The 21,779-nt window shown below is 66.1% G+C and carries 21 protein-coding genes; 8 read left to right on the top strand and 13 right to left on the bottom strand.

The features are described 5' to 3' along the window. Positions 1 to 27 precede the first annotated feature (27 nt). From SB771_RS28995 to SB771_RS29010, 4 genes are all read right to left on the bottom strand, one after another. Positions 28 to 1,227 carry an ABC transporter substrate-binding protein gene (locus SB771_RS28995; protein ID WP_012362755.1) on the bottom strand — a complete coding sequence of 400 codons (1,200 nt, stop codon included), beginning with the start codon at positions 1,225 to 1,227 and terminating at the stop codon, positions 28 to 30. A gap of 77 nt (positions 1,228 to 1,304) precedes the next feature. Next, positions 1,305 to 2,060: an ABC transporter ATP-binding protein gene (locus SB771_RS29000; protein WP_011655602.1), complete on the bottom strand. Its 756-nt coding sequence runs from the start codon at positions 2,058 to 2,060 to the stop codon at positions 1,305 to 1,307. Beyond that, on the bottom strand, positions 2,057 to 2,836 hold the full coding sequence (locus SB771_RS29005; protein ID WP_011655601.1) for an ABC transporter ATP-binding protein: 780 nt from the start codon (positions 2,834 to 2,836) through the stop codon (positions 2,057 to 2,059). Before SB771_RS29005 ends, SB771_RS29000 begins: the two co-directional genes overlap by 4 nt. A 422-nt stretch (positions 2,837 to 3,258) precedes the next feature. Continuing rightward, a complete protein-coding gene (locus SB771_RS29010; RefSeq protein ID WP_175661320.1) occupies positions 3,259 to 4,944 on the bottom strand; it encodes a GMC family oxidoreductase in 1,686 nt (561 codons plus the stop codon). Between the two features lie 173 nt (positions 4,945 to 5,117). On the opposite strand from SB771_RS29010, the gene SB771_RS29015 reads away from it, so the two are divergent. From SB771_RS29015 to SB771_RS29030, 4 genes are all read left to right on the top strand, one after another. Then, positions 5,118 to 6,017: a LysR family transcriptional regulator gene (locus SB771_RS29015; RefSeq protein WP_175661319.1), complete on the top strand. Its 900-nt coding sequence runs from the start codon at positions 5,118 to 5,120 to the stop codon at positions 6,015 to 6,017. Positions 6,018 to 6,384: 367 nt separating this feature from the next. Then, positions 6,385 to 6,657, top strand: a complete 273-nt coding sequence (locus SB771_RS29020) for a type II toxin-antitoxin system Phd/YefM family antitoxin (RefSeq protein ID WP_105830758.1) — start codon at positions 6,385 to 6,387, stop codon at positions 6,655 to 6,657. Then, on the top strand, positions 6,635 to 6,940 hold the full coding sequence (locus SB771_RS29025; RefSeq protein WP_175661318.1) for a Txe/YoeB family addiction module toxin: 306 nt from the start codon (positions 6,635 to 6,637) through the stop codon (positions 6,938 to 6,940). Before SB771_RS29020 ends, SB771_RS29025 begins: the two co-directional genes overlap by 23 nt. Before the next feature lie 186 nt (positions 6,941 to 7,126). Beyond that, the gene (locus SB771_RS29030) at positions 7,127 to 7,660 is read left to right on the top strand and encodes a class IV adenylate cyclase (protein WP_006751335.1); all 534 of its coding nucleotides are present in this window, start codon (positions 7,127 to 7,129) and stop codon (positions 7,658 to 7,660) included. A gap of 54 nt (positions 7,661 to 7,714) precedes the next feature. Here SB771_RS29030 and SB771_RS29035 read toward each other — a convergent pair whose 3' ends face one another. Beyond that, a complete protein-coding gene (locus SB771_RS29035; RefSeq protein WP_006408082.1) occupies positions 7,715 to 8,200 on the bottom strand; it encodes an Lrp/AsnC family transcriptional regulator in 486 nt (161 codons plus the stop codon). A 140-nt stretch (positions 8,201 to 8,340) separates the two neighbouring features. Here SB771_RS29035 and phhA point away from each other — a divergent pair, with 140 nt between their 5' ends. Beyond that, a complete protein-coding gene (phhA, locus tag SB771_RS29040) occupies positions 8,341 to 9,234 on the top strand; it encodes a phenylalanine 4-monooxygenase (protein ID WP_244096815.1) in 894 nt (297 codons plus the stop codon). A gap of 135 nt (positions 9,235 to 9,369) precedes the next feature. Continuing rightward, positions 9,370 to 9,735: a 4a-hydroxytetrahydrobiopterin dehydratase gene (locus tag SB771_RS29045; RefSeq protein WP_279607323.1), complete on the top strand. Its 366-nt coding sequence runs from the start codon at positions 9,370 to 9,372 to the stop codon at positions 9,733 to 9,735. A 97-nt stretch (positions 9,736 to 9,832) separates the two neighbouring features. On the opposite strand, the gene SB771_RS29050 is transcribed toward SB771_RS29045, so the two are convergent. Beyond that, positions 9,833 to 10,063, bottom strand: coding sequence for a DUF3717 domain-containing protein (locus tag SB771_RS29050; RefSeq protein WP_041491056.1), 231 nt, complete (start codon positions 10,061 to 10,063; stop codon positions 9,833 to 9,835). Between the two features lie 122 nt (positions 10,064 to 10,185). Here SB771_RS29050 and SB771_RS29055 point away from each other — a divergent pair, with 122 nt between their 5' ends. After that, positions 10,186 to 10,878: a response regulator transcription factor gene (locus SB771_RS29055; RefSeq protein ID WP_006401494.1), complete on the top strand. Its 693-nt coding sequence runs from the start codon at positions 10,186 to 10,188 to the stop codon at positions 10,876 to 10,878. Between the two features lie 116 nt (positions 10,879 to 10,994). Then, entirely contained in the window at positions 10,995 to 12,479 is a 1,485-nt protein-coding gene (locus SB771_RS29060; protein WP_105830761.1) for a sensor histidine kinase, read from the top strand. A gap of 90 nt (positions 12,480 to 12,569) precedes the next feature. On the opposite strand, the gene SB771_RS29065 is transcribed toward SB771_RS29060, so the two are convergent. From SB771_RS29065 to mnmC, 7 genes are all read right to left on the bottom strand, one after another. Further along, on the bottom strand, positions 12,570 to 13,106 hold the full coding sequence (locus tag SB771_RS29065; protein ID WP_175661316.1) for an SET domain-containing protein: 537 nt from the start codon (positions 13,104 to 13,106) through the stop codon (positions 12,570 to 12,572). A 180-nt stretch (positions 13,107 to 13,286) separates the two neighbouring features. Beyond that, complete coding sequence (locus SB771_RS29070; protein WP_011655593.1) at positions 13,287 to 14,399, bottom strand: NADH:flavin oxidoreductase/NADH oxidase; 1,113 nt, start codon at positions 14,397 to 14,399, stop codon at positions 13,287 to 13,289. Positions 14,400 to 14,614: 215 nt separating this feature from the next. After that, the gene (locus SB771_RS29075; RefSeq protein ID WP_105830794.1) at positions 14,615 to 15,325 is read right to left on the bottom strand and encodes a glutamine amidotransferase; all 711 of its coding nucleotides are present in this window, start codon (positions 15,323 to 15,325) and stop codon (positions 14,615 to 14,617) included. A gap of 28 nt (positions 15,326 to 15,353) precedes the next feature. Further along, positions 15,354 to 15,992 (bottom strand): MarR family winged helix-turn-helix transcriptional regulator, encoded by a 639-nt coding sequence (locus SB771_RS29080; RefSeq protein WP_043173297.1) that lies wholly within the window; start codon positions 15,990 to 15,992, stop codon positions 15,354 to 15,356. A 505-nt stretch (positions 15,993 to 16,497) separates the two neighbouring features. Further along, a complete protein-coding gene (locus SB771_RS29085) occupies positions 16,498 to 17,613 on the bottom strand; it encodes a YbdK family carboxylate-amine ligase (RefSeq protein WP_006751345.1) in 1,116 nt (371 codons plus the stop codon). A 14-nt stretch (positions 17,614 to 17,627) separates the two neighbouring features. After that, positions 17,628 to 18,842 (bottom strand): cation:proton antiporter, encoded by a 1,215-nt coding sequence (locus SB771_RS29090; protein WP_126226893.1) that lies wholly within the window; start codon positions 18,840 to 18,842, stop codon positions 17,628 to 17,630. A gap of 675 nt (positions 18,843 to 19,517) precedes the next feature. Continuing rightward, positions 19,518 to 21,476, bottom strand: coding sequence for a bifunctional tRNA (5-methylaminomethyl-2-thiouridine)(34)-methyltransferase MnmD/FAD-dependent 5-carboxymethylaminomethyl-2-thiouridine(34) oxidoreductase MnmC (gene mnmC, locus SB771_RS29095; protein ID WP_175661315.1), 1,959 nt, complete (start codon positions 21,474 to 21,476; stop codon positions 19,518 to 19,520). Between the last annotated feature and the right edge of the window lie 303 nt (positions 21,477 to 21,779).

The following is a 21,779-nucleotide window of genomic DNA, read 5'->3' on the forward strand; positions in this document are numbered from 1 at the left end:
GCGCGCCGCTACACCGCTACGTCGCGCTTACTTCCACAGCGCGCAGCGCGATTCCTTCTTGGTGCCGAACGCCTGATCGCCCGGAATCGTCGCGAGCACCTTGTAGTAGTCCCACGGCTCCTTCGATTCCGACGGCTTCTTCACTTCCATCAGGTACATGTCGTGAATCATGCTGCCGTCCTGGCGGATCGCGCCCTTCGCGTAGAAGTCGTTGATCTTCATCTTCTTCAGCTCGGCCATCACCTTGTCGGAGTCGGTCGTGCCGGCGGCCTGCACGGCCTTCAGGTAGGTCGTCACCGACGAGTAGTCGGCCGCCTGCAGGCTCGACGGCATCTTCTTCATCTTGCCGAAGTAGCGCTGCGCCCACTGGCGCGATGCCGCATCGCGGTTCCAGTACCAGCTGTCGGTCAGCACGAGGCCCTGCGTCGTTTCGAGGCCGAGGCTGTGCACGTCGTTGATGAACATCAGCAGCCCGGCGAGCTTCATCGTCTTCGTGATGCCGAATTCCTTCGCGGCCTTGATCGAGTTGATCGTGTCGCCGCCCGCGTTCGCGAGGCCCAGGATCTGCGCCTTCGACGATTGCGCCTGCAACAGGAACGACGAGAAATCCGACGCGGACAGCGGGTGGCGCACCGTGCCGAGCACCTGGCCGCCATTCGCCTTCACGACGTCGGACGTGTTCTTCTCGAGCGCCTTGCCGAACGCGTAGTCGGCGGTCAGGAAGAACCACGTCTTGCCGCCCTGCTTCACCACCGCCGAGCCGGTGCCTTTCGCGAGCGCCATCGTGTCGTACGCATAGTGCACCGTGTACGGCGTGCATTCCTCGTTCGTCAGCGTGTCCGCGCCCGCACCGATGTTGATGTAGACCTTCTTCTTCTCCGCGGCGAGCTTGGCCATCGCCAGCGCCGTTCCCGAATTCGTGCCGCCGACGAGCAGGTCGAGCCCGCCGCGGTCGATCCATTCGCGCGCCTTCGACGCGGCAATGTCCGCCTTGTTCTGGTGATCCGCGTACACGACCTCGATCGGCTTGCCGAGCACCTTGCCGCCGAAGTCGGCGACCGCCATGCGGATCGCCTCGAGGCCGCCCTGACCGTCAATGTCCGCATACAGCCCCGACATGTCGGTGACGAAACCGATCTTCACGGTATCCGCGGCATGCGCGGCGCCGGCGGTGAACGCGGCGGTCGCGAGCGCGAGACAGGCCTGCGCGAGGGTCTTCATTTTCATTGACGTCTCCTGTTGTTCTGATGCGTTGTGGTTATTCGAGGGCCGCCACGGCTAGCGGCAAGGGAAACGGGGCGGCGTCACACCCCAAGCAGGTCGTGAAGGATCGGCATCTTGCCTTCCAGTTCGGATGCACGGAAATGCTCGACGATGCGGCCATGCTCCATTACGTAGAAGCGGTCGGCGAGCGGCGCGGCAAAACGGAAATTCTGTTCGACCATCACGACCGTGTAGCCGCGCGCCTTCAGCGCGATGATCATGCGCGCGAGCGCCTGCACGATCACCGGCGCGAGGCCTTCGGAGATTTCGTCGAGCAGCAGCAGGTTCGCGCCGGTGCGCAGGATCCGCGCCACCGCGAGCATCTGCTGCTCGCCGCCGGACAGCCGCGTGCCCTGGCTCTGCCGGCGCGACGCGAGATTCGGGAACATCGCGTAGATCTCGTCGAGCGGCATCGCATGCTCGCGCGGCCCGATCAGCGGCGGCAGCATCAGGTTTTCCTCGCACGACAGGCTCGAGAAGATCCCGCGCTCCTCCGGACAATAGCCGACGCCGAAATGCGCGATGCGGTGCGTCGCGAGGCCGATCGTCTCGTTGCCCGCGACCTTGATCGAGCCGCTGCGGCGGCCGGTGAGGCCCATGATCGCGCGCAGCGTCGTGGTGCGGCCCGCGCCGTTGCGGCCGAGCAGCGTCACGACCTCGCCGCGATGAACGCTCAGGTCGACACCGTGCAATATGTGGGATTCCCCGTACCAGGCCTCGAGGCCCGTGATCTCCAGCGCGGGCGTGCCGCTCTCGACGCCGCTCAATTCGCGTTCCTCCCGTTCGCTGCGCTTCATGCGTGCGCCCCCGCGAGCGCCGCGTCGGCGCTGCCCATGTAGGCTTCGATCACGAGCGGATTCTTCGACACCTCCGCATACGAGCCTTCGGCCAGCACCTCGCCGCGCTGCAGGACGGTGATCGTGTCGGAGATGCCGGCGATCACGTTCATGTTGTGCTCGACCATCAGGATCGTGCGGCCGCTCGCGACCTTCTTGATCAGCGCGGTCACGCGGTCCACATCTTCGTGGCCCATCCCTTGCGTGGGCTCGTCGAGCAGCATCAGTTCGGGTTCCATCGCGAGCGTCGTCGCGATCTCGAGCGCGCGCTTGCGGCCGTATGCGAGCTCGACGGTCGGCACGTGCGCGAAATCGGTGAGGCCGACCTGCGTGAGCAGGTCCATCGCGCGATCGTCGAGCCGCTTCAGCGTGCGCTCGCTGCGCCAGAAATGGAATTCGGTGCCGAGCGAGCGCTGCAGGCCGATGCGTACGTTCTGCAGCGCGCTCAGGTGCGGGAATACCGCCGAGATCTGGAATGAACGGATGATGCCGCGGCGCGCGACCTGCGCCGGGCGCTCGTCGGTGATGTCGATGCCGTTGAAGACGATCTGACCGGCCGTCGGTGTCAGGAACTTGGTCAGCAAGTTGAAGCAGGTGGTCTTGCCTGCGCCGTTCGGTCCGATCAACGCATGGATCGCACCGCGGCGCACACGCAGGTTGACACCGTTCACGGCGGTGAAGCCCCTGAATTCCTTCGTCAGTCCGCGTGTTTCGAGAATCGTGTCGCCGAGAATCATGTTCCCTTCCGTACGAAGTCAGGCGAACCACCGGGAAGATTCGCGCAAGCGACCGCGAACAGGTCTGCGGATGAGCGGGCTGTCCCCGGACGCCGTATTACGCATCGAGGGTGGTCTCCCGCGCCGACGCGTCTGCATATTGCGCCACATTGTCGCCCCGTTGGTGCAGTGCAATCATCGGGATTTGCACTTATAGGGCTGGCCGCCATATCCGATGCGGCGCTTCGCGAATTTGCGGCGTGTTTTTTTGACACGCGCATCGTCGGTGCGCGCATGCGCATCGCGCGTGCCTGCGCGAACGCACGCACACTGTGCACGTTTATCTCACCAATCCGGTGCGATCCGCTCGCTTCGGCTTGCTTCGCATAGCGAATCAGCGGGCGACTGGATGACGGCCCGCTGTCGTGGATGTCAGCGTGGTGTCACGCCGCCGTCACCACCGCTTCCGTTCGCGCGTGCGTCGCTTCGTGCGCCGCGCGTCGATCGGCGCGGATCATGTCGCTCGCGCGCTCGGCGATCATCAGCGTCGGCGAATTCGTGTTGCCGGACGTGATGAACGGCATCACCGATGCATCGACGATCCGCAGCCCCGCGATGCCGCGCACGCGCAACCGGCTGTCGACGACGGCCCGTTCGTCGTCCGCGCGCCCCATCCGGCACGTGCCGACCGGATGGAAGATCGTGGTGCCGATCGCGCCCGCCGCATCGATCAGTTCGGCTTCGGTCCGATACTGCGTGCCCGGCAGGATCTCCTCCGGACGATAGCGGGCGAGCGCCGGCGCGGATGCGATCCGGCGCGTGAGACGCAGCGCGTTCGCGGCGACATGACGATCGTGGTCGGTCGACAGGTAGTTCGGCGCGATCGATGGCGCCACGCTCGCATCGGGGCTCGCGATGTGCACGCTGCCGCGCGAGCTCGGCCGCAGATGGCAGACGGACGCCGTAAATGCGTTGAACGCGTGCAGCGGCTCGCCGAAGCGTTCGAGCGACAGCGGCTGCACGTGATATTCGAGATCGGGACGTGTGAGCGCGGGATCGTCCGGATCGGACTTCGCGAACGCGCCGAGCTGCGACGGCGCCATCGACATCGGCCCACGCTGCAGCAGCGCATATTCGGCGCCGATCATCAGCTTGCCCCACCAGTGCGCGGACAGCGTATTGAGCGTGCGCACGCCATCGACGCGAAACGCCATCCGCAACTGCAGGTGATCCTGCAGGTTCTCGCCAACACCGGGCAGATCCTGCACGACGTCGATGCCGAGCGCCTGCAATCGTGCGCCCGCGCCGATGCCGGATAGTTCGAGCAGCTGCGGCGAATTCACCGCGCCGGAAGTCAGCAACACTTCGGCGCGCGCGTGCGCGACGTAGTCGGTGCCGCCGCCGCGATACTCGACGCCAACCGCGCGCCGCCCGTCGAAGATCACGCGCTGCGCGTGCGCGCCGGTGATCACGGTCAGGTTCGGGCGCGTCATCGCGGGCCGCAGGAACGCCTTCGACGTATTCCAGCGCACGCCGCGCTTCTGGTTCACTTCGAAATAGCCGACCCCGGTGTTGTCGCCGCGGTTGAAATCGTCGGTGGCGGGAATGCCCGTCTGCTGCGCGGCCTGCGCGAACGATTCGAGGATCTTCCAGCGCAGCCGCTGCTTCTCGACGCGCCAGTAGCCGCCCGCGCCGTGCGCATCGCTCGCGCCCGCGTGGTGGTCTTCGCTGCGCTTGAAGATCGGCAGCACGCTGTCCCACGACCAGCCGGCGTCGCCGGTTTCCTGCGCCCAGCCGTCGTAATCCTCGCGCTGGCCGCGCATGTAGATCATCCCGTTGATCGACGAGCAGCCGCCGAGCACGCGGCCGCGCGGATACGACAGCGCGCGGCCGTTGAGCGCCGCCTCGGGCTGCGTCTTGTACAGCCAGTCGGTGCGCGGATTGCCGATGCAGTACAGATAGCCGACCGGGATGTGGATCCAGTGATAGTCGTCCTTGCCGCCCGCCTCGAGCAGCAGCACGCGGATCTCGGGATCCTCGGTCAGGCGGTTCGCGAGCACGCAGCCCGCGGTGCCCGCGCCGACGATCACGTAATCGAATTCGCCCTCGAGCGTACGTTGAGTACTCACGACATGTCTCCTTACGTCTTCTTCCTTGTTGTACGCCGTGCAGCACGCTCGCGCACGTCGTTTTCAGCATGGTGCGCCGCGGGCGACGCGATCGATGAAGCGTACTCGCGCCCCGGCCGTCGATCCAATGAGTTATGCTGAACTGCGTTATAAGCTGCGCTCATATCACGACGATGGATCTCACCCTGCTCCGCGCGTTCGCGACGGTCGCCCGCGAAGGCAACCTGACGCGCGCGGCCGTGCAGCTGCACCTCACGCAGCCGGCGGTCAGCCTGCAGATCAAGCATCTGCAGGAAACGCTCGGCATCACGCTGTTTACGCGCACGTCGCGCGGGCTCGCGCTCACGCGCGACGGCCAGACGCTGCTGCCGCACGCGGAGCGCGCGCTCGCCGCGGCCGCCGACGTGCAGCGCGCCGCTGCCGCGCTGCGCCATGAAGTGCGCGGCCGGCTGCGGATCGGCACGATCCTCGATCCGGGCTTTTTGCGGCTCGGCGGCTTCCTGCGCGCGCTGGTCGAAACCCATCCGCAGATCGAGACGGCGCTGCGACACGGGATGTCCGGCTGGGTACTCGAGCAGGTGCGTGCGCAGGCGCTCGACGTCGGCTACTACATCGGCCGGCCCGGCGAGGACGATCCGCGCGACGACACGCTGTTCCATACGGTCACGCTCACGCATTTCCAGTATCGCGTGCTGGCGCCGGCCGGCTGGAAGGAGCGTGTGCAGCGCGCGCACGACTGGCGCGCGCTCGCCGCGCTGCCGTGGATCTGGACGCCGCCCGCGTCCGCCCATCACCGGCTGCTGTCGCGACGCTTCGCGGCGGCTGGCGCGCAGCCGGTCAAGGTCGCCGAGGTCGATCAGGAGCAGTCGATGCTCGACCTGGTCAAATCCGGGATCGGCTTGACGCTCGCGCGCGACTCGACCGCGCTGGCCGAAGCGCATGCGCATGCGCTGACGATCGTCGAACGCGTGACGGTGCCGACCGAACTGACGTTCGTGACGCTCGCCGAGCGGCGCGACGAACCGGCGATCGCGGCCGCGCTGCGGCTGATCGAAGCGCAGTGGGCGATATGAGCGGCGCTCATCGTGGGAAACCAGGCTGAGGGGCGTAAAAATTGCGCGCTGTGTTCGGGTCACACTCCCAACCACGCACAATTCGGCCAGAACACGTTCCCAATCGACACGCTTCATGTTGCACGCATCGCGGCGGCCTTGAAACATGGTACAGAACTATGTACAATACCGTCTGCATTCGCCTACCCTTGTGAGGGTCGATCATTGGGCAAGAAGAATGCGTAAGCGATAAGGCGCGTAACGCCTCCACTGAATGCCGTCCCCATCAAACTCGGGACGGCGAAAACGTCGCTCCGGTCATTTCGGTCGGGGCATGAACGTAGAACGCCTGCACTCGGCGTGCCGGGCAGCGGGCAAGTGAGAAGAGATGAACATCCTGACTTTTAGTGAGGCGCGAGCCGGCTTTAAGCAGGCTCTGGATGCGGTGTGCAAAGATCACGAACCGACGGTAATCACCCGTCAGCGTGGGGAACATGTCGTGATGATTTCGCTGGAGGACTACAACAGCCTGCAGGAGACCCTGCATCTGTTGGGCACCCCCAAGAATGCTGATCGACTGCGCCAATCCGTTGCTGAGTTCAAGGCCGGCAAGACCTTTGTAAAGGAATTGCTGACACATGACACAGAAGAAGAAGGCTAAAAACAAAGCCGCAGCTATAAGTCACTGCAAAGTCGCGTGGTCGACAAACGCTTGGGACGATTACCTGTACTGGCAGGGAAAGGACCACGCGATCGTCGCCGAGATCAACAGCTTGATTGAGGAAATCTCCCGAGATCCTTTCAGGGGCACCGGCAAGCCGGAACCTTTGAAAGGCGACCTGACCGGTTTCTGGTCACGTCGCATCACGAAGGCTGATCGCCTAGTGTATATCGTCCAGGACGGCATTATCTATGTGATGCAGTGTCGGTACCACTACGGCTGAGGCAGTGCAGTACCCGAAAGCACCGGCAACGGTGCTTTTTTTGTGGCCCGCTGGCATGCACGACCAGCATTGCGCCCCTGCCTCCCGCATCCGATCTGCTCGCAGCACGCGTCACGCCACCATCGCGGGCTTTTTGCTAGATTGTGCGTTCGCAAACCGCGAGATCCATGATTGAAGGAGACCCGCATGGCCCGCAACATCGAGATCAAAGCCCGCGCCCGTGAATTCGACCGGCTGCGCGAACAGGCGGCTACGCTCGCGACCGAAGCACCGCTTTTCTACCGCCAGCAGGATTTCTTCTACGACGTACCCCGCGGCCGGCTGAAGCTGCGCCGCTTCGAGGACGGCACGCCGGCCGAACTGATCTTCTATCAGCGCGACGACCGCGACGGCCCGAAGGCGTCGTACTACACGCGCAGCCCCGTGACGAACCCGGACGCGATGCATTCGCTGCTCGCGACCGCGCTGACCACGCGCGGGATCGTGACGAAGGAACGGCACGTGTACCTCGTCGGCCGCACGCGGATTCACCTCGACCGCGTCGACGGCCTCGGCGATTTCATCGAACTGGAAGTGGTGCTCGGCCCCGACGACGACGAAGCCGGCGGCGAAGCCGAAGCGCATGACGTGTTCGCCAAGCTGGGCGTGGCGCAGGACGATCTCGTCGCGGTCGCGTACGTCGACCTGCTGAACGCCGACGCGCAATCCGAAGCGGCCTGATCGGTCCCTATCCGCGGCGGGATCCGGCATCCCGCCCGCGGCCCGGCGGCCGCCTCACGCGGCGCCGGGCGCCAGATGCGCGAGCGGCAGCGCGCCGTTGCGCTTGAAGGTCGTCAGCACGATGTTCGAGCGCACGCTGTCGACGCCCGGCACGCGCATCAGCTTCTTCATCACGAACTGCGACAGCGCGTTGAGATCCGGCGCGACGATCCGCAGCAGATAGTCGGCGTCGCCGACCACCGCATGGCATTCGAGCACCTCGGGCAGCACGTCGATCTGCTGCTGGAACTGCTCGATGATCGAATCGCCGTGGTGCTTGAGCTTCAGGCTCGTGAACGCGGTGACGCCGAGCCCGAGCTTTTCGGGGCGCAACATCACGCGATAGCCTTCGATCACGCCGGCCGCCTCGAGCCGCTGCAGCCGCCGGCCGATCTGCGACGGCGAAAGCGGCACTTCCTCGCCGAGCTGCTGGTGCGTCGCGCGGCCGAAGCGCTGCAGCACGTCGAGAAGCGCGAGATCGAAGTGATCCAGTTCCAGCATGAGCATACTCCGCATTGATTCGTGTTTTAATGCGCGATTATCGCACCAACGACCGAATTCACGCCATCTTTGCGCCCATTCCGCACGTCGCCCGCTCTACACTTGCATGGTTCCCAACCACAGCCGTGCAGAGCCTGATCATGTCCACCGTCGTCACCGCGAAACTGCAGGAGCAGTTCGATGCGGGCCTCGAAACCCGCGCCGATTTCACCATCGACCAGCCGCTCGAACGCTACGGCCAGGTCGACCACGCGGTGTGGCAGCAGCTCTATGCGCGCCAGTCGGCGTTGCTGCGCGGACGCGCATGCGATGCGTTCGTCACCGGCCTCGGGAAGATCGACTTGCCGGCCGACCGCGTGCCGTCGTTCGCCGACGTGAACCGCCAGTTGAAGCGGGCAACCGGCTGGGAGATCGTCGCGGTGCCGGGCCTCGTGCCCGATCGCGTGTTCTTCGAGCACCTCGCGAACCGGCGGTTTCCGGTCACCTGGTGGATGCGCCGCCCGGACCAGCTCGACTACCTGCAGGAACCCGACTGTTTCCACGACCTGTTCGGCCACGTGCCGCTCCTGATCGAGCCGGTGTTCGCCGACTACATGCAGGCCTATGGCCGCACGGCGCTCGCGGTCGCCGACGACGAAGCGGCGCTCGCGCGGCTGGCGCGCCTCTACTGGTATACGGTGGAATTCGGGCTGATTCGCGACCCGAACGGCACGAACGGGCTGTCGATCTACGGCGCCGGGATCGTGTCGAGCAAGGGCGAGAGCCTGTACAGCCTCGAAAGCGCGGCGCCGAACCGGCTCGGCTTCGACCTGGAGCGCGTGATGCGCACGCAGTACCGGATCGACACGTTCCAGACGACCTACTTCGTGATCGACGATTTCGCGCAGCTGTTCGCGCTCGCCGACGTCGACGGCCGTGCGCTGGCCGACCGGCTAGCCGCGTTGCCGGAATTCCCGGCCGGCGCGGTGCTCGAGCGCGATCTCGTGCTGCATCGCGGCACGGGCGAAGGCTGGCCGGACGACGCGCACGCGTAACGCGGCCGGCCACGCCGGCATGCTTCGGGCGCTGGCGCCCGCCTGCCTCCGGATGCCCGTCCCCGGATGCCCGTCCCCGGATGCCCGTCGCCGGATGCCCGTCGCGCAACTATGAAACAATGACCGGTACCGGCTTTGCCGCGTGGCTTTTGCCCGCGCGCGGGCGCCGCTGGTTACCGAACGAGGTGCAACATGATCCACAAGCTCACATCAGAAGAACGCAAGACCCGGCTCGAAGGGCTGCCGCACTGGACGGCCGTGCCGGGCCGCGATGCGATTCAGCGCAGCCTGCGCTTCGCCGATTTCAACGAGGCCTTCGGCTTCATGACGCGTATCGCGATCAAGGCGCAGGAAATGAACCACCATCCGGAATGGTTCAACGTGTACAACCGTGTCGACATCACGTTGTCGACCCACGATGCGCACGGCCTGACCGAGCGCGACATCTCGCTCGCGCAGTTCATCGACCACGTGTGCGCGCACACCGAGCCGGCCGCCTGAGCTTCCCCTGCCGCCGCGCATCCTGCGACGATCGACGCGCGGCGCGTCAACTTTTCATTTCGCTGAACGTTTTCTAGGATGTACTCAGCGAAAGCCTTCAGCTTTCCAAGCCATCCTTAAGGCGCACGTAAGTCTCGTACGCTTTCCGCGCCTTGGGGTCCAAACCTTCCAGTTGCAGCGCGGCTTCGCGCTGTACAATCAGCAGCGCATACGGCTTGGAGAGCGCGCTGGCCTCTTCGCAGAGTTTGAGTTCGTCGCCGCTCGACGGCGAGCGGGCGCGCCAGAAATTGATCGCGGCTTCGAGGTCGTGGATCGAGATATCGGACATGATTGGATGTAATCGTTCGCTGGCCGCCATGCTTGATGTCAGGCGATGCGGCGCCCCTGTGGAAACGGTGTCGTGCTGTCCGCGTGCCTGAACCGCCAACCCATTGTACTTGAGCGAACTTCATGCGACTCCTTCTGATCGAAGACGACCGCCCCATCGCACGCGGTATCCAGAGCAGCCTCGAGCAGGCTGGCTTCACCGTCGACATGGTGCATGACGGCATCTTTGCCGAACAGGCGCTGGCACAGAACCGCCACGAACTCGTGATCCTCGACCTCGGCCTGCCGGGCATCGACGGCATGACGCTGCTCACGCGTTTCCGCCAGACCAACCGCCACACGCCCGTCATCGTGCTGACCGCGCGCGACGAACTGAACGACCGGATCCAGGGCCTGAACTCCGGCGCCGACGACTACATGCTCAAGCCGTTCGAGCCGGCCGAGCTCGAAGCGCGCATCCGCGCGGTGATGCGTCGCAGCGGCCCGCACAGCGACATGCCGCGTCCGGAAGTGTCGCTCGGCGGCGTCCGCCTGTCGGGCGTCGATCGCCGCATCTTCAACGACGACAAGCCGCTCGAACTGTCGCCGCGCGAGTTCGCGGTGCTCGAAATGCTGCTGCTGCGCCACGGCCGTGTCGTCAGCAAGGCCCAGCTGCAGGATCACCTCACGCATTTCGGCGGCGATCTCGGCGACACCGCGATCGAAGTCTACGTGCACCGCGTGCGCAAGAAACTCGAGCAGTGCCGTGTCGAGATCGTCACGGTGCGCGGCTTCGGCTATCTGCTGCAGGAAATCCGCCAGACCGCGAGCGTCTGAGCGGCGCCGCATGCCGGCCGGCCAGGTGCCGCCGGCGCGCCGCCCTGCCCGCGTCGCCGTCCGGCGCACGACCGCGCCGCTCCCCGTGAGCGGCGCTTATCCATTTGCCCGTCGAAATGTCTTCTGATCCGGCTGTCACCACCAGCCTGCGCCGCTCGCTGCTCAGACGCCTCGCCGCACCGCTGTCGATGCTCGCGCTGATGAGCGGCCTGATTGCCTACTGGCTCGCGTGGCAATACACGCAACACGTGATCGACCGCTCGCTCGCCGATCTCGCCACCGCCATCTCCAAACAGATCCAGATCGCCGGCCCCGACGCGCCGTTCACGGTGCCGCCGCTCGCGCAGGCGATGTTCTCCGATCCGGCCGAAGCGCTGATCTACCGGATCAGCGACGGCGAGGAGGAGCTCGCCGGCGATCCGAAGCTGCCGCTGCGCGGCATCAACGTGCGCCGCATGCATCACGCGTACGTGTTCGAGGCCGAGTACGACAACCGCGCGGTGCGGGTCGCGCAGGTGCGCGTCGAGGAAGTCGACGGCGGCCGGCCGATGGTGGTCGAGGTCGCGCAGCCGGTGCGGCACCGCTACCGGATCGCCGCCGAATTCCTCGTCGCGATCATGATGCCGCTGCTGCTGTTGCTGCTGGCGGGCTGGGGCATCGTGTGGCGCGTCGTGAACCAGCAGCTCGGCCCGCTCACGCATCTCGCCGATTCGCTGAACCGGCAGACCCACACGTCGCTGGAGCCGGTCGACGAAACCGACGTGCCGCTCGAGATTCGGCCGCTGACGAGCGCGATGAACGCGCTGCTCGGCCGCCTGAAGACCGCGCTCGACGCGCAGCGCAAGTTCATCGCCGATGCCGCGCACCAGCTGCGCACGCCGCTCACCGCCGTGAAGCTGCATGCCGAGCAGGCCGCCGTCGCGCGCGACCCGCAGCAGACTTACGCGGCAGTGCGCGAGCTGCGCGCGGCCGCCGACCGCGCGGTGCGGCTGTCGAACCAGTTGCTGTCGCTCGCGCGGGCGGAGCCGGGCGAACAGGCCGCTCGTTTCGTCGACGTCGACCTGGCCGCGATGGCATTCGAGACGGGTGCCGAGTGGGTGCCGCGCGCGCTCGCATCGCATGTCGACCTCGGCTTCCAGCGCAGCGACGAACCCGGCGAAGACGAAACGCTGAACGTGCGCGGCAACCCCGTGCTGCTGCGCGAGGTGATCGCGAACCTGCTCGACAATGCGCTGAAATACGTGCCGCTCGCACGGCCGAACGGCGCGCGGATCACGGTGAACGTCGCGCGCGGCGCGCTCGAGGACGGCCAGCCGGCCGCCGAGATCGTCGTCGAGGACAACGGCCCGGGCGTGCCGGCCAGTCAGCAGGCCGACCTGTTCAAGCGCTTCTTCCGCGGCGATGCGCAAAGCGGCAACGGCGTCGAGACGGGCGCGGGGCTCGGGCTCGCGATCGTCCACGACATCATCGCGATGCACGGCGGCACGGTGTCGTACGAGGATGCATCGGAAGGCGGTTCGCGCTTCGTGGTGCGCGTGCCGCTCGCCAAGCGTACCGAGAAGCCGGCGAGCGAAACGCCGGCCGCCGCGCCGACGCATTGAGCCGCGCGGTGCGCGCATCGGGTAGAGAGAAGAACGGCCGCGCGGCGGCCGTCCGATGAAGCCGCCGCGCGCGATGCGCGGCCGCCCCGGTCACTTCTTCTTTTTCTTGTCCTTCGCGGCGGACTCGGACTTGCCGTCCTTGTCCTTCTTGTCTTTCTTCTTCCTCTTCTTGCCGTCGTCGTCCGGTGTGGCGAGCAGCGTGCCGCGGCATGCGTCCGCGCCGCAATGGCACGCGTACTCGCGCTTGAGCTTCTTCGTCAGCTTCTCGTCGATCACGAGGCCATAGTCGTAGAACAGCTCTTCTTCCGGCTCGATGTCGCGCAGCGCGTGGATGAACACGCGGCCCTTCGTCTCCTCGGCCTCGCAGTTCGGCGCGCACGAATGATTGATCCAGCGCGCGCTGTTGCCGTCGATCTTGCCGTCGATCACCCCGCCTTCTTCCAGTGCGAAGTAGAACGTATGGTTGGGCTCGCTCGGGTCGTGCGGATGCCGACGCAGCGCTTCCTTCCATGAAATCCGCTCGCCCTTGTATTCCACTACGCGCTCGCCGGCCTTGATCGGCGCCACCGCGAACACGCCCTTGCCGTGTATTCCCGAGCGGCGCACCGCGATCCTGCGTGAACTCATCGAACGAATCCTTGTGAAGACGAATTGAATGGAAGACGGCCGCGCTCACGGCCCAGCGTCGCGCAAAACGAAAACGCGGCACCGGTGGGTGCCGCGTCGGGCCATGCGGCGAATCATCCGCATCCTACACGTTCAAGATTGCTTCGTTCAACATCGTGCGCAATATCACGCGCATGACGCTCAACGCTGGCCGAATGCGATGTCGCCGAACAACGCCTTGTGCTCGCGCGGCTGCGAACGCCAGTACTGCGGCGGCGCCGACACCTGCGCGCCGAGCTCGGCGGCCGCATGCCACGGCCAGCGCGGGTCGTACAGCATCGCACGCGCCATCGCGACCAGATCGGCGTCGCCCGCCTCGATCAGCCGGTTCGCATGCGCGGGATCGTTGATGAGGCCGACCGCGATCGTCGGCATCCCAACGGCGCGCTTCACGGCCTGCGCGAACGGCACCTGGTAGCCGGGCGACAGCGGAATCTTCTGCAGCGGCGACACGCCGCCGGACGACACGTCGATCCAGTCGCAGCCGCGCTGCTTCAGTTCGTGCGCGAACGCGATCGTGTCGTCGAGTTCCCAGCCGCCCTCGACCCAGTCGGTCGCCGACACGCGCACGCCGACCGGCCGGTCCTCCGGAAACGCCGCGCGCACGATCTCGAAGATCTCGAGCGGAAAGCGCATCCGGTTCTCGCGCGAGCCGCCGTATTCGTCGGTACGCTGGTTCGAGATCGGCGACAGGAACTGGTGCAACAGGTAGCCGTGCGCCGCATGCACTTCGATCGCGTCGATGCCGAGGCGCGCGGCACGCTTCGCGGCGGCCGCGAACGCGTCGCGGATCCGGTTCAGGCCGGCCGCGTCGAGTGCGAGCGGCGGCGTCTCGCCGTCCTTGTGCGGCAGCGCCGACGGCGCGTGCGGCAACCAGCCGCCATCGGCGACGGACACGAGCTGGCCACCGTTCCACGGAACGTCGCTCGATGCCTTGCGCCCTGCATGCGACAGCTGCATCGCGACGCGGACCGACGAATGCTTGCGGATCGACGCCAGCACGGGCTTGAGCGCCGCTTCGGTCACGTCGTCCCACAGCCCGAGGTCGCCGGCCGTGATGCGCCCGTCGGGTTCGACGGCGGTCGCCTCGATGCAGAGCAGGCCCGCGCCGGACAGCGCGAGATGGCCGAGATGGATCATGTGCCAGTCGGTCGCCTCGCCGCGCTCGGCGGAGTACTGGCACATCGGGGAGATCACGATCCGGTTCGGAAGGGTCACGCCGCGCAGCGTGAACGGAGAAAACAGCGCAGTCATGGGTGCCGCTCGCCAGGAAAGAGAAAGAGCTGACGAGCGTAGCACGCAGGCTGGAAGGCTGCTGGCGGCCGGTTCGGCAGTAAGCCGATGGTCAGGGACAGTCGGCGTGAAGCCGGCGGCAATGGCGACGGTGAGGCAATGCGCACGCGCGATGCCGCGGTGCGCCGGCCGGTTTTGCCGGCGGGCCGCTCACGCGCGGTGCCGCATGCTCGGCATCAAAGCCCGACGCTGTCGAGCCACTCCGCGAACATGCGTCGCGCGGCCGCCTCCAGCGCGGGACCGTGCTGCACGGTGTCGGCGCGCAGCTGGCGCGCGTCGATGCCGGGCGTCGACGCGATTTCGCCGGCGTTACCGATCAGCCAGGGTTCGAAGCGGTCGGCGCGGATTTCAGGATGGCATTGCAGCGCCAGCACGTGCTGCCCCCACGCGAATGCCTGGTGGCGGCATGCCGGTGTGGACGCGAGATGGATCGCGCCGCCCGGCAGGTCGAACGTATCGCCGTGCCAGTGCAGCATCGACGTGGCCGCGCCGTCGAGATGGCGCATCGGCGACGCACGGCCCGCGTCGGTAAGCGTCAGCGGCGCCCAGCCGAGTTCCTTTTGCGCCGCCGGATAGACGCGCGCGCCGAGCGCACGGGCGATGAACTGCGCACCCAGGCAGATGCCGAGGATCGGCAGCCCCGCGTCGATGCGCTGGCGCACCAGCGCGGCGAGCGGCGCGATCGACGGATACTGCGCATCGTCGTACACGCTGAGCGGGCCGCCGAGCATCACGAGCAGCGACGGCTGCAGCGCGTCGAGCACCTCGACGCGCGACGATCCGACGTCGACATAGCGCACGCGCCGCCCACGCTCGCCGAGCACCTGCTCGAAGCTGCCGAGGTCCTCGAAATGCACGTGGCGAATCGCCACCACTTCAGCGTTCATCATCGGCCTCCCGGTCGATCGACGGACGTCAGCCGGCGAACACCTTCCAGGTCTTCTTTTGCGTGGCCGCGTCGCCTTCTTCGTGCACCGAACAGTCGAGACGCAGATCGCTGTCTGCCATCGACAGGTCGAGCGCCGCGCAGTAATGCACGGTCTTCTTCGACTGCTTGCCCGGCTGGAAATGCGCGCACGTCAGGCACATGCGCTGCGGCGGCGTCGCGCCGGCCACCTGCAGTTCGCGCAGCGTCTTCAGCAGCGCGCGGTACAGCGCGCCCTGCTCGTCCGCGCCGAGCTTGCCGACTGCTTTCGTCAGGAATTCCGGCCATTGCAGCGCCTTCTTGGCCGCGGTACGGCCGCGGGCCGACAGGCGCACGGCGAGCGCGCGGCCATCGTCCAGTGCGCGACGCTTCTCGACGAGCCCCTTCGTTTCGAGCGTGCTGACCGCATCGCTGGTGGTCGCCGCGGTGAGCTGCGTCTCGCGTGCGATCTCGCCGAGCCGCATCGGGCCCTTGCGTTGCAGCAGCAGCACGAGGATCTCGCCCTGCGTCGGCGTGAGACCCGCGCCTTCCGCCCAATCCCATGCCTGGCTTCGCATGGCCGTACTCAATCGCAGCAAGCTGTGGGTCACACGTCCCGAAGCCTGATTCCCGTAAACGCCTTCGCTCATAGTCTTTTCGCTTTGCCGCCGCCCGGATTGCCGAGCAGCCGTAGTGTGGAGATCGAATGTCTATCTCAAAACAGACGCTCATCGAGGAGCATCGACACGGCCGTCGCGAGGCACACGCGGCGGTCGCGTTCGCGGCGACCGGTGAGACACACGTCGTTCCGGTGTCCGCAAAGCCGACATTCTAAGCGAGAGCGGAAAATCGCACAGCTAAGTTATCCCCTTCATTCTGTGGAAAATCACTGGATAACCGGACTTTTTCGTTGTGCCGGCAATCTCTGCCGGCCCTACGGCGCCACGCGCAAACATTTTCCTGTTCGGATCGGCCACCATGCCGAGGGCACCGATCCACCGGGTTATCCATCCCGCAGAGCGTTGACTTTGAAGCGGAATATTGAGTTATCCACAGATTTTCAGGACGACTGGCGACGTGCCGCACGCGAATCGGCACCGAACGGCGTTCAGTGAATCGCCGCGCGGTCGAGTCCGTAATCTGCAAAACATTTTTTCATTCGCGCCAGCGCAGGCACTGCTGGCGAACCGTCTCGTTCAGCGATTTTTCCTGCTTGAAAACGGTTCTCAACCACGATGCGTCATTCACGCGCGCCTTCGCGAGCGCGCCGATCTCGTCGAGCGCCGCGCGCGAGCCGAGCGCGGCCGCATGCGGCGCGATCCGGTCGAGCGTGTCGAGGATGTCTTCCGCGATCGTGCGGCGCTCACCTGTCTGAGGATTGACGCAGGTGCCCTCGAGCCCGAAGCGGCACGCTTCGAAACGGTTGAACGTGTAGACGAGATAGTCGTCCTCCGACAGCTTCAGCGGCCGGTCGGTCAGCAGGTAGCGCGCGAGCGTCTGGATGTAGCACGCGATCGCGGCCGCGCGATCGACCGACAGCGGCGTGTCCATCACGCGCACCTCGATCGTCCCGTAGCCGGGCTTCGGCCGGATGTCCCAGTAGAAGTCCTTCATCGAGTTGACGACGCCCGTGTTGACCATCTTCGTGAAGTACTCCTCGAAGCTGTCCCAGGTCAGCACGAACGGCGCGCGGCCCGACAGCGGGAACGCGAACACCGAATTCAGGCGTGCCGAATGGAAGCCGGTGTCGACGTTCTGCACGAACGGCGACGACGCGGACAGCGCGATGAAGTGCGGAATGAAGCGCGACATCGAGTGCAGCAGGAACAGCGCGCTGTCCGGATCGGGACAGCCGATGTGCACGTGCTGGCCGAACACCGTGAACTGCTTCGCGAGATAGCCGTACAGCTCGGAGATGTACTGGAAGCGCGGCGCGTCGTAGATCTGCCGGTCGCTCCATTGCTGGAACGCGTGCGTGCCGCCGCCGCACAGCCCGACGTTGAGCTGGTCGGCCGCCTTTACGAGCACGTCGCGAATCGCGTGCAGCTCGGACACTGCCTGCTCGTGCGAGTGGCAGATGCCGGTCGACAGCTCGATCATGCTCTCGGTGATTTCCGGCGTGATGTTGCCGGGGAAGGTCTCGCCCTGGATCAGGCGCATCAGGTCGGACGCAGCCTTGGTCAGGTCGTAGTTGTGCGTGTTGACGACCTGGATCTCCAGTTCGACGCCGAACGTGAACGGTTCGGAATTGACGAAGGTTTCGAGTGCCATGGCAGGTTCCGGAATCAGTTTCTGTCGCTGCGTTCGCTGACCGCCGACAGGCAGCGGTAGACGACGAACGGGCTGACGAGCTGCAGGATCACGATCGTGCACATCACGATCGCGCGCAGATGGGGGTCGAAATTAGGATAGAGCTGGTAGGTGTCGTCGACGAGCAGGTACGACAGCGCGGACATCGGTGTCAGCGCGATGCCGAGCGCGACGCCCTGCTTCATCCCGAGCCCGCTCGGCTTCGCGAACACGACGACGCCGGCCAGCTTGGCGACCAGCCGCGTGACGATCAGCACGATCGCGAGCAGCCCGCCGATCGCGATGTCGCCCCACGTGAACGACGTGAGCGTCAGCACGAACAGGATCACCGTCAGCAGCCAGCCGGCCGTGCCGAAATGCTCGGGCCACAGCTGCGGACGCGCTTCGAGGTTCTTCACGATGATGCCCGCGAGCAGCAGCGTGAGCAGCGTCGACAGCTTCAACGCCTGCGCGACCGCGATCGCGAGCATCACGAGGCCGAACAGCGCGACGAACGAATGCTCGTCGCGCATCGTCGAGGTCATGTGGCGGAACAGGTAATTGCATGCGCGCGCAACCAGATACGCGACGATGAACGAACCGGCGATCAGGTAGACGGGTTGCAGCACCGTTGCGAAAACGTTCCCGTACGCTTCCTGGTGCAGCCAGCTCGTCACGAGCTTGGTCAGCACGATCGCGTAGACGCTGTTCAGCGCGGTCAGCGTGATGAGGCGCTGAGACACCTGCCCTTCCGCGCGCAGTTCGGTCTTCAGCTGGATCACCATCGACGGCGACGTCGCGATCGCGATCGCGGACAGCACGAGCGCGACCATGCCCGACACGCCGAGCGCGAGCATCACGAACAGCACGAGCACGAACGTCAGCGTCGCCTCCGCGAGGCTCGACGCGATGAGCCACGGATTGCGGCGGATCCATTTCAGATCGAGACGGCTGCCGAGCTCGAACAGCAGCAGCCCGAGCGCGACGTTGATCAGCAGCCGCGAGGTTTCGTCGGTGCTCGCGTCGATCACGCCGAATCCGAACGACCCGGCAATGAGACCGATCACCGCATAACCGGTGATGCGCGGCAGCCGCCATGCGCGATAGCACAGCTCGCCGCACAGGCCGGCCGCAAACAGCGCAAGCCCGGCCCAGAACACGGCATCCGGCGCAAGCGGCCAGTTGGGCAGGAATGAGAACGCCGACTTCATCGTGGTGACTTCTCCTTTGGAAGCAACCGCCAGCGACGCGGGGTCAAGCGTCGGAAATGAGATGCGCGCCGGCTGGGTGTCGCCCCGAATGTGATTGTTGTGGTCGACGACGGCAGGACATGGGATCCGCCTCTTCCGCCATCAGGCGGAACTGTCGTTCAGGCTGCCGATCTGGATTGTCGGCCTGGTGTGTGAACGGACTGCGCGGTCTCGAAGACTCAGATTCGAAATCGTGCCGACCGTTCCGTTGAAGCATGTCCGGCGCCAGGGCCGAACGAACGCGAAGGAAACCGATTGTGCCACAGCTTTTTCGCTCCGGAACCGATCGAATCGACTCGCGGCGCTGTGAGGCACCGCAGGTCTTTGGTTTCAAAGGTTTACTTGTATGTATACATAGTAGAAGTTAACAAGGCGCCCACAGTTCTGTGGATAACTTCGGTTTACGCAACAAGATCAACAGGTTGGCGCCGCCACAACCCGTTGCACAGGCTGTTTGCTCACAGACGTTTGAGTGGGGCAACTTTCGGGCCGTTTCACAGCTGTGCCGAGTTGCCCAGTTTACGTCCACTGTGATTACACACGAAGTGCGCGCGGATTCCTCGCGGTTATCCACAGCATCGCGTGGATAACTTTGCACAGAAAAATCGAAGCACTGTGAGGATCTGACTGACGAGATCAGCCGATCTGGCGGCCGCGCAGCGCGCGGATCAGGAACCGGGCCGGGTCGACGGCGTCGACGAGTTCCCGCTCGAGCGGCAGCGGCTCGCCTTCGAGTTGCGACGCGATCAGCTCGGCGCCGAGCGCCGCCCACACGAGCCCGCGGGAGCCGTAGCCGAAGGCGCCGTAGAGGCCCGCGGCGCGCGGCAGGTCGCGCGCTTTTGCACCGCTCAGCGCGCGGGCGTTCGTGACGGCCTGCGCTTCGTCGGCGAGCGGGCCGATCACCGGCACGCGGTCGGCGACGACCCAGCGAAACGCGACGCGCCCGCGCAGCGTATCGACGTCCGGCAGCTCGCCGAGCAGGCCGGGCAGCAGATGCCGGACGCGCTCGAGGTTTTCGATATGTCCGGCGGTGCGCATCGTCCGGTCGACGTCGTCGGGTTCGAACGTCGCGCCGATCAGCAGCGTGCCGTCGTCGAGCGGCACCGCATAGCCGTCGCCGATCGTGGGGCACGGCAGCGGCGCCGTGCTGCCGGGCGGCAGCAGCGTGAGCTGGCCGCGCACCGGTTGCAGCGCGACGTGCCGCAGGCCGGCGAGACGCACCGCGTCGCCCGCGTTCGCGAGCACGACGACCGGGGCTTCGGCGAGCATCGCGCCTGCCGCATCGACGGCGCGCCACCTGTCGCGATCACGCTCGAGCCGCGCGACTTCGGTGCCGGCCAGCAGTGTTACGCGTGCGCCGGCCGCCGCGATTTGTGCCGCGCACACCCCGGCCGGCCAGACGGCGCCGCCGTGCGGAAACAGCAGGCCGCCGTGTGCGACCGGCAGGTTCAGATGCGCGCGGGCGGCGTCCGTATCGAGCAGCGACACATAGTCGGAAGGTGCGCCGAGCGCATCGAACGCATCGCGCATCCGCGCGAAATCGTCGGCCGATTCCGCGAGATGGATCATCCCGTGCGTGCTGCGCGCGAACGCATGGCCCGCGTCCTCGAGCGCGCGCCAGCGTGCGAGCGCATGCAGGAACCCGCTGCGGGTGAGGCGGCTCGCGACGTTGTCGTCGCGCGTCATCAGCGGATGGAATACACCGGCCGGATTGCCCGATGCCTCGCTCGCGATTCGTTCGTGCCGCTCGATCAGCGTGATGTTCCAGCCGCGCGCGGCGAGCCGTTCGACGACCGCGCAGCCTGCCAGGCCCGCCCCGATCACGATCGCTTCGCGCGCGGCAACCGGCAATGCACGCGGCGGTTCGTGCCGCCGCATCCGCCAGCGCGGCGCGTATTCGCCGACGCGCAATGCGGGCTCGCCTGCGCAATCATCGACGTCGCGACTTGTGAAACCCGTTTGCTCGAGCGCATGTTTCACGGCGTCGTCGTGCGAATGCGTCGCATAGGTCGCACCGTCGGCGGCGATGCGTGCGAGCGCGCGGATCACGTCGGCCGACAGCACATCGCCGTGCGCGGCCGACACGACATTGCCGAGATAGAACGCATCGGCGCGCGCGACGAGCCGTTGCAGCATGTCACGCGCATCGCCGAATGCGAGCGTGAGCACCACGCGCCCCGCGTCGAATTCGAGCCGGTGCAGGCCGGGCACATGCATCGGCCACGCGTCGATCAAAGCGTCGGCGTTTTCCGAGATGGTTGCGTCCGCAACCAGATGAGAAACGGCGCGGCGCAGGTCCTCGCGCGTGAACGGATGCGGTTCGATCGCGACGAAATGCAGCCGCTCGCAGCGTGCCGGGTCGTCGCGCCATGCGGCCCACGTCGCGAGAAAACGGCTGCCCGCGCCGAATCCCGTCTCGACGATCGTGAACGTGCGGCGGCCCTGCCAGCGGGCCGGCAGGCCGGTGCCGGCGAGCATTCGGTTCGCGTGCGCGCGAGCGCGCGACGCGTCGCGAGGGAGCTCGCCGTACTCGGGCGAGACGAGAATGCCGTCGTCGCGGCGGGCGAGCGTGGCGGGAACGAGTCGGTCGGGCATGCGAAACAAAAAACGTGGCAGCCAAGCCTGGCAAGGGTTTGCGCGGAGGCGTCCGGCGCGCCGTTGGCAAAATCCAACGGCGTTGCGTGCGGGCGGACGCGGCTGCGTATCCTGTCCGGTTGGCGCAGGTCAAAAAACGGGCAATCGACGATTCATTCGGCGAAATACCGATGAAAATCTTTGAAACCCTTGTCGTTATTGGGTTTGCGCTGCGCTATCATAGCAACGCCGTACCGCGGGGTGGCCGCCGGCCAAGCCGGACGGCACGTCGCGCGGGCCAGGATTCGGCGCTGTGTCGTCGGA

It is taken from the genome of Burkholderia sp. SIMBA_051 (assembly GCF_046534915.1).
In the GTDB taxonomy this organism is placed as follows: domain Bacteria; phylum Pseudomonadota; class Gammaproteobacteria; order Burkholderiales; family Burkholderiaceae; genus Burkholderia; species Burkholderia ambifaria.

Excerpts from the sequence above, each read along its gene's own strand:
- SB771_RS28995 (WP_012362755.1), bottom strand. The coding sequence starts at position 1,227 with ATGAAAATGAAGACCCTCGCGCAGGCCTGTCTCGCGCTCGCGACCGCC.
- SB771_RS29000 (WP_011655602.1), bottom strand. The coding sequence starts at position 2,060 with ATGAAGCGCAGCGAACGGGAGGAACGCGAATTGAGCGGCGTCGAGAGC.
- SB771_RS29005 (WP_011655601.1), bottom strand. The coding sequence starts at position 2,836 with ATGATTCTCGGCGACACGATTCTCGAAACACGCGGACTGACGAAGGAA.
- SB771_RS29015 (WP_175661319.1), top strand. The coding sequence starts at position 5,118 with ATGGATCTCACCCTGCTCCGCGCGTTCGCGACGGTCGCCCGCGAAGGC.
- SB771_RS29020 (WP_105830758.1), top strand. The coding sequence starts at position 6,385 with ATGAACATCCTGACTTTTAGTGAGGCGCGAGCCGGCTTTAAGCAGGCT.
- SB771_RS29025 (WP_175661318.1), top strand. The coding sequence starts at position 6,635 with ATGACACAGAAGAAGAAGGCTAAAAACAAAGCCGCAGCTATAAGTCAC.
- SB771_RS29030 (WP_006751335.1), top strand. The coding sequence starts at position 7,127 with ATGGCCCGCAACATCGAGATCAAAGCCCGCGCCCGTGAATTCGACCGG.
- SB771_RS29035 (WP_006408082.1), bottom strand. The coding sequence starts at position 8,200 with ATGCTGGAACTGGATCACTTCGATCTCGCGCTTCTCGACGTGCTGCAG.
- phhA (WP_244096815.1), top strand. The coding sequence starts at position 8,341 with ATGTCCACCGTCGTCACCGCGAAACTGCAGGAGCAGTTCGATGCGGGC.
- SB771_RS29050 (WP_041491056.1), bottom strand. The coding sequence starts at position 10,063 with ATGTCCGATATCTCGATCCACGACCTCGAAGCCGCGATCAATTTCTGG.
- SB771_RS29055 (WP_006401494.1), top strand. The coding sequence starts at position 10,186 with ATGCGACTCCTTCTGATCGAAGACGACCGCCCCATCGCACGCGGTATC.
- SB771_RS29060 (WP_105830761.1), top strand. The coding sequence starts at position 10,995 with ATGTCTTCTGATCCGGCTGTCACCACCAGCCTGCGCCGCTCGCTGCTC.
- SB771_RS29065 (WP_175661316.1), bottom strand. The coding sequence starts at position 13,106 with ATGAGTTCACGCAGGATCGCGGTGCGCCGCTCGGGAATACACGGCAAG.
- SB771_RS29070 (WP_011655593.1), bottom strand. The coding sequence starts at position 14,399 with ATGACTGCGCTGTTTTCTCCGTTCACGCTGCGCGGCGTGACCCTTCCG.
- SB771_RS29075 (WP_105830794.1), bottom strand. The coding sequence starts at position 15,325 with ATGAACGCTGAAGTGGTGGCGATTCGCCACGTGCATTTCGAGGACCTC.
- SB771_RS29080 (WP_043173297.1), bottom strand. The coding sequence starts at position 15,992 with ATGAGCGAAGGCGTTTACGGGAATCAGGCTTCGGGACGTGTGACCCAC.
- SB771_RS29085 (WP_006751345.1), bottom strand. The coding sequence starts at position 17,613 with ATGGCACTCGAAACCTTCGTCAATTCCGAACCGTTCACGTTCGGCGTC.
- SB771_RS29090 (WP_126226893.1), bottom strand. The coding sequence starts at position 18,842 with ATGAAGTCGGCGTTCTCATTCCTGCCCAACTGGCCGCTTGCGCCGGAT.
- mnmC (WP_175661315.1), bottom strand. The coding sequence starts at position 21,476 with ATGCCCGACCGACTCGTTCCCGCCACGCTCGCCCGCCGCGACGACGGC.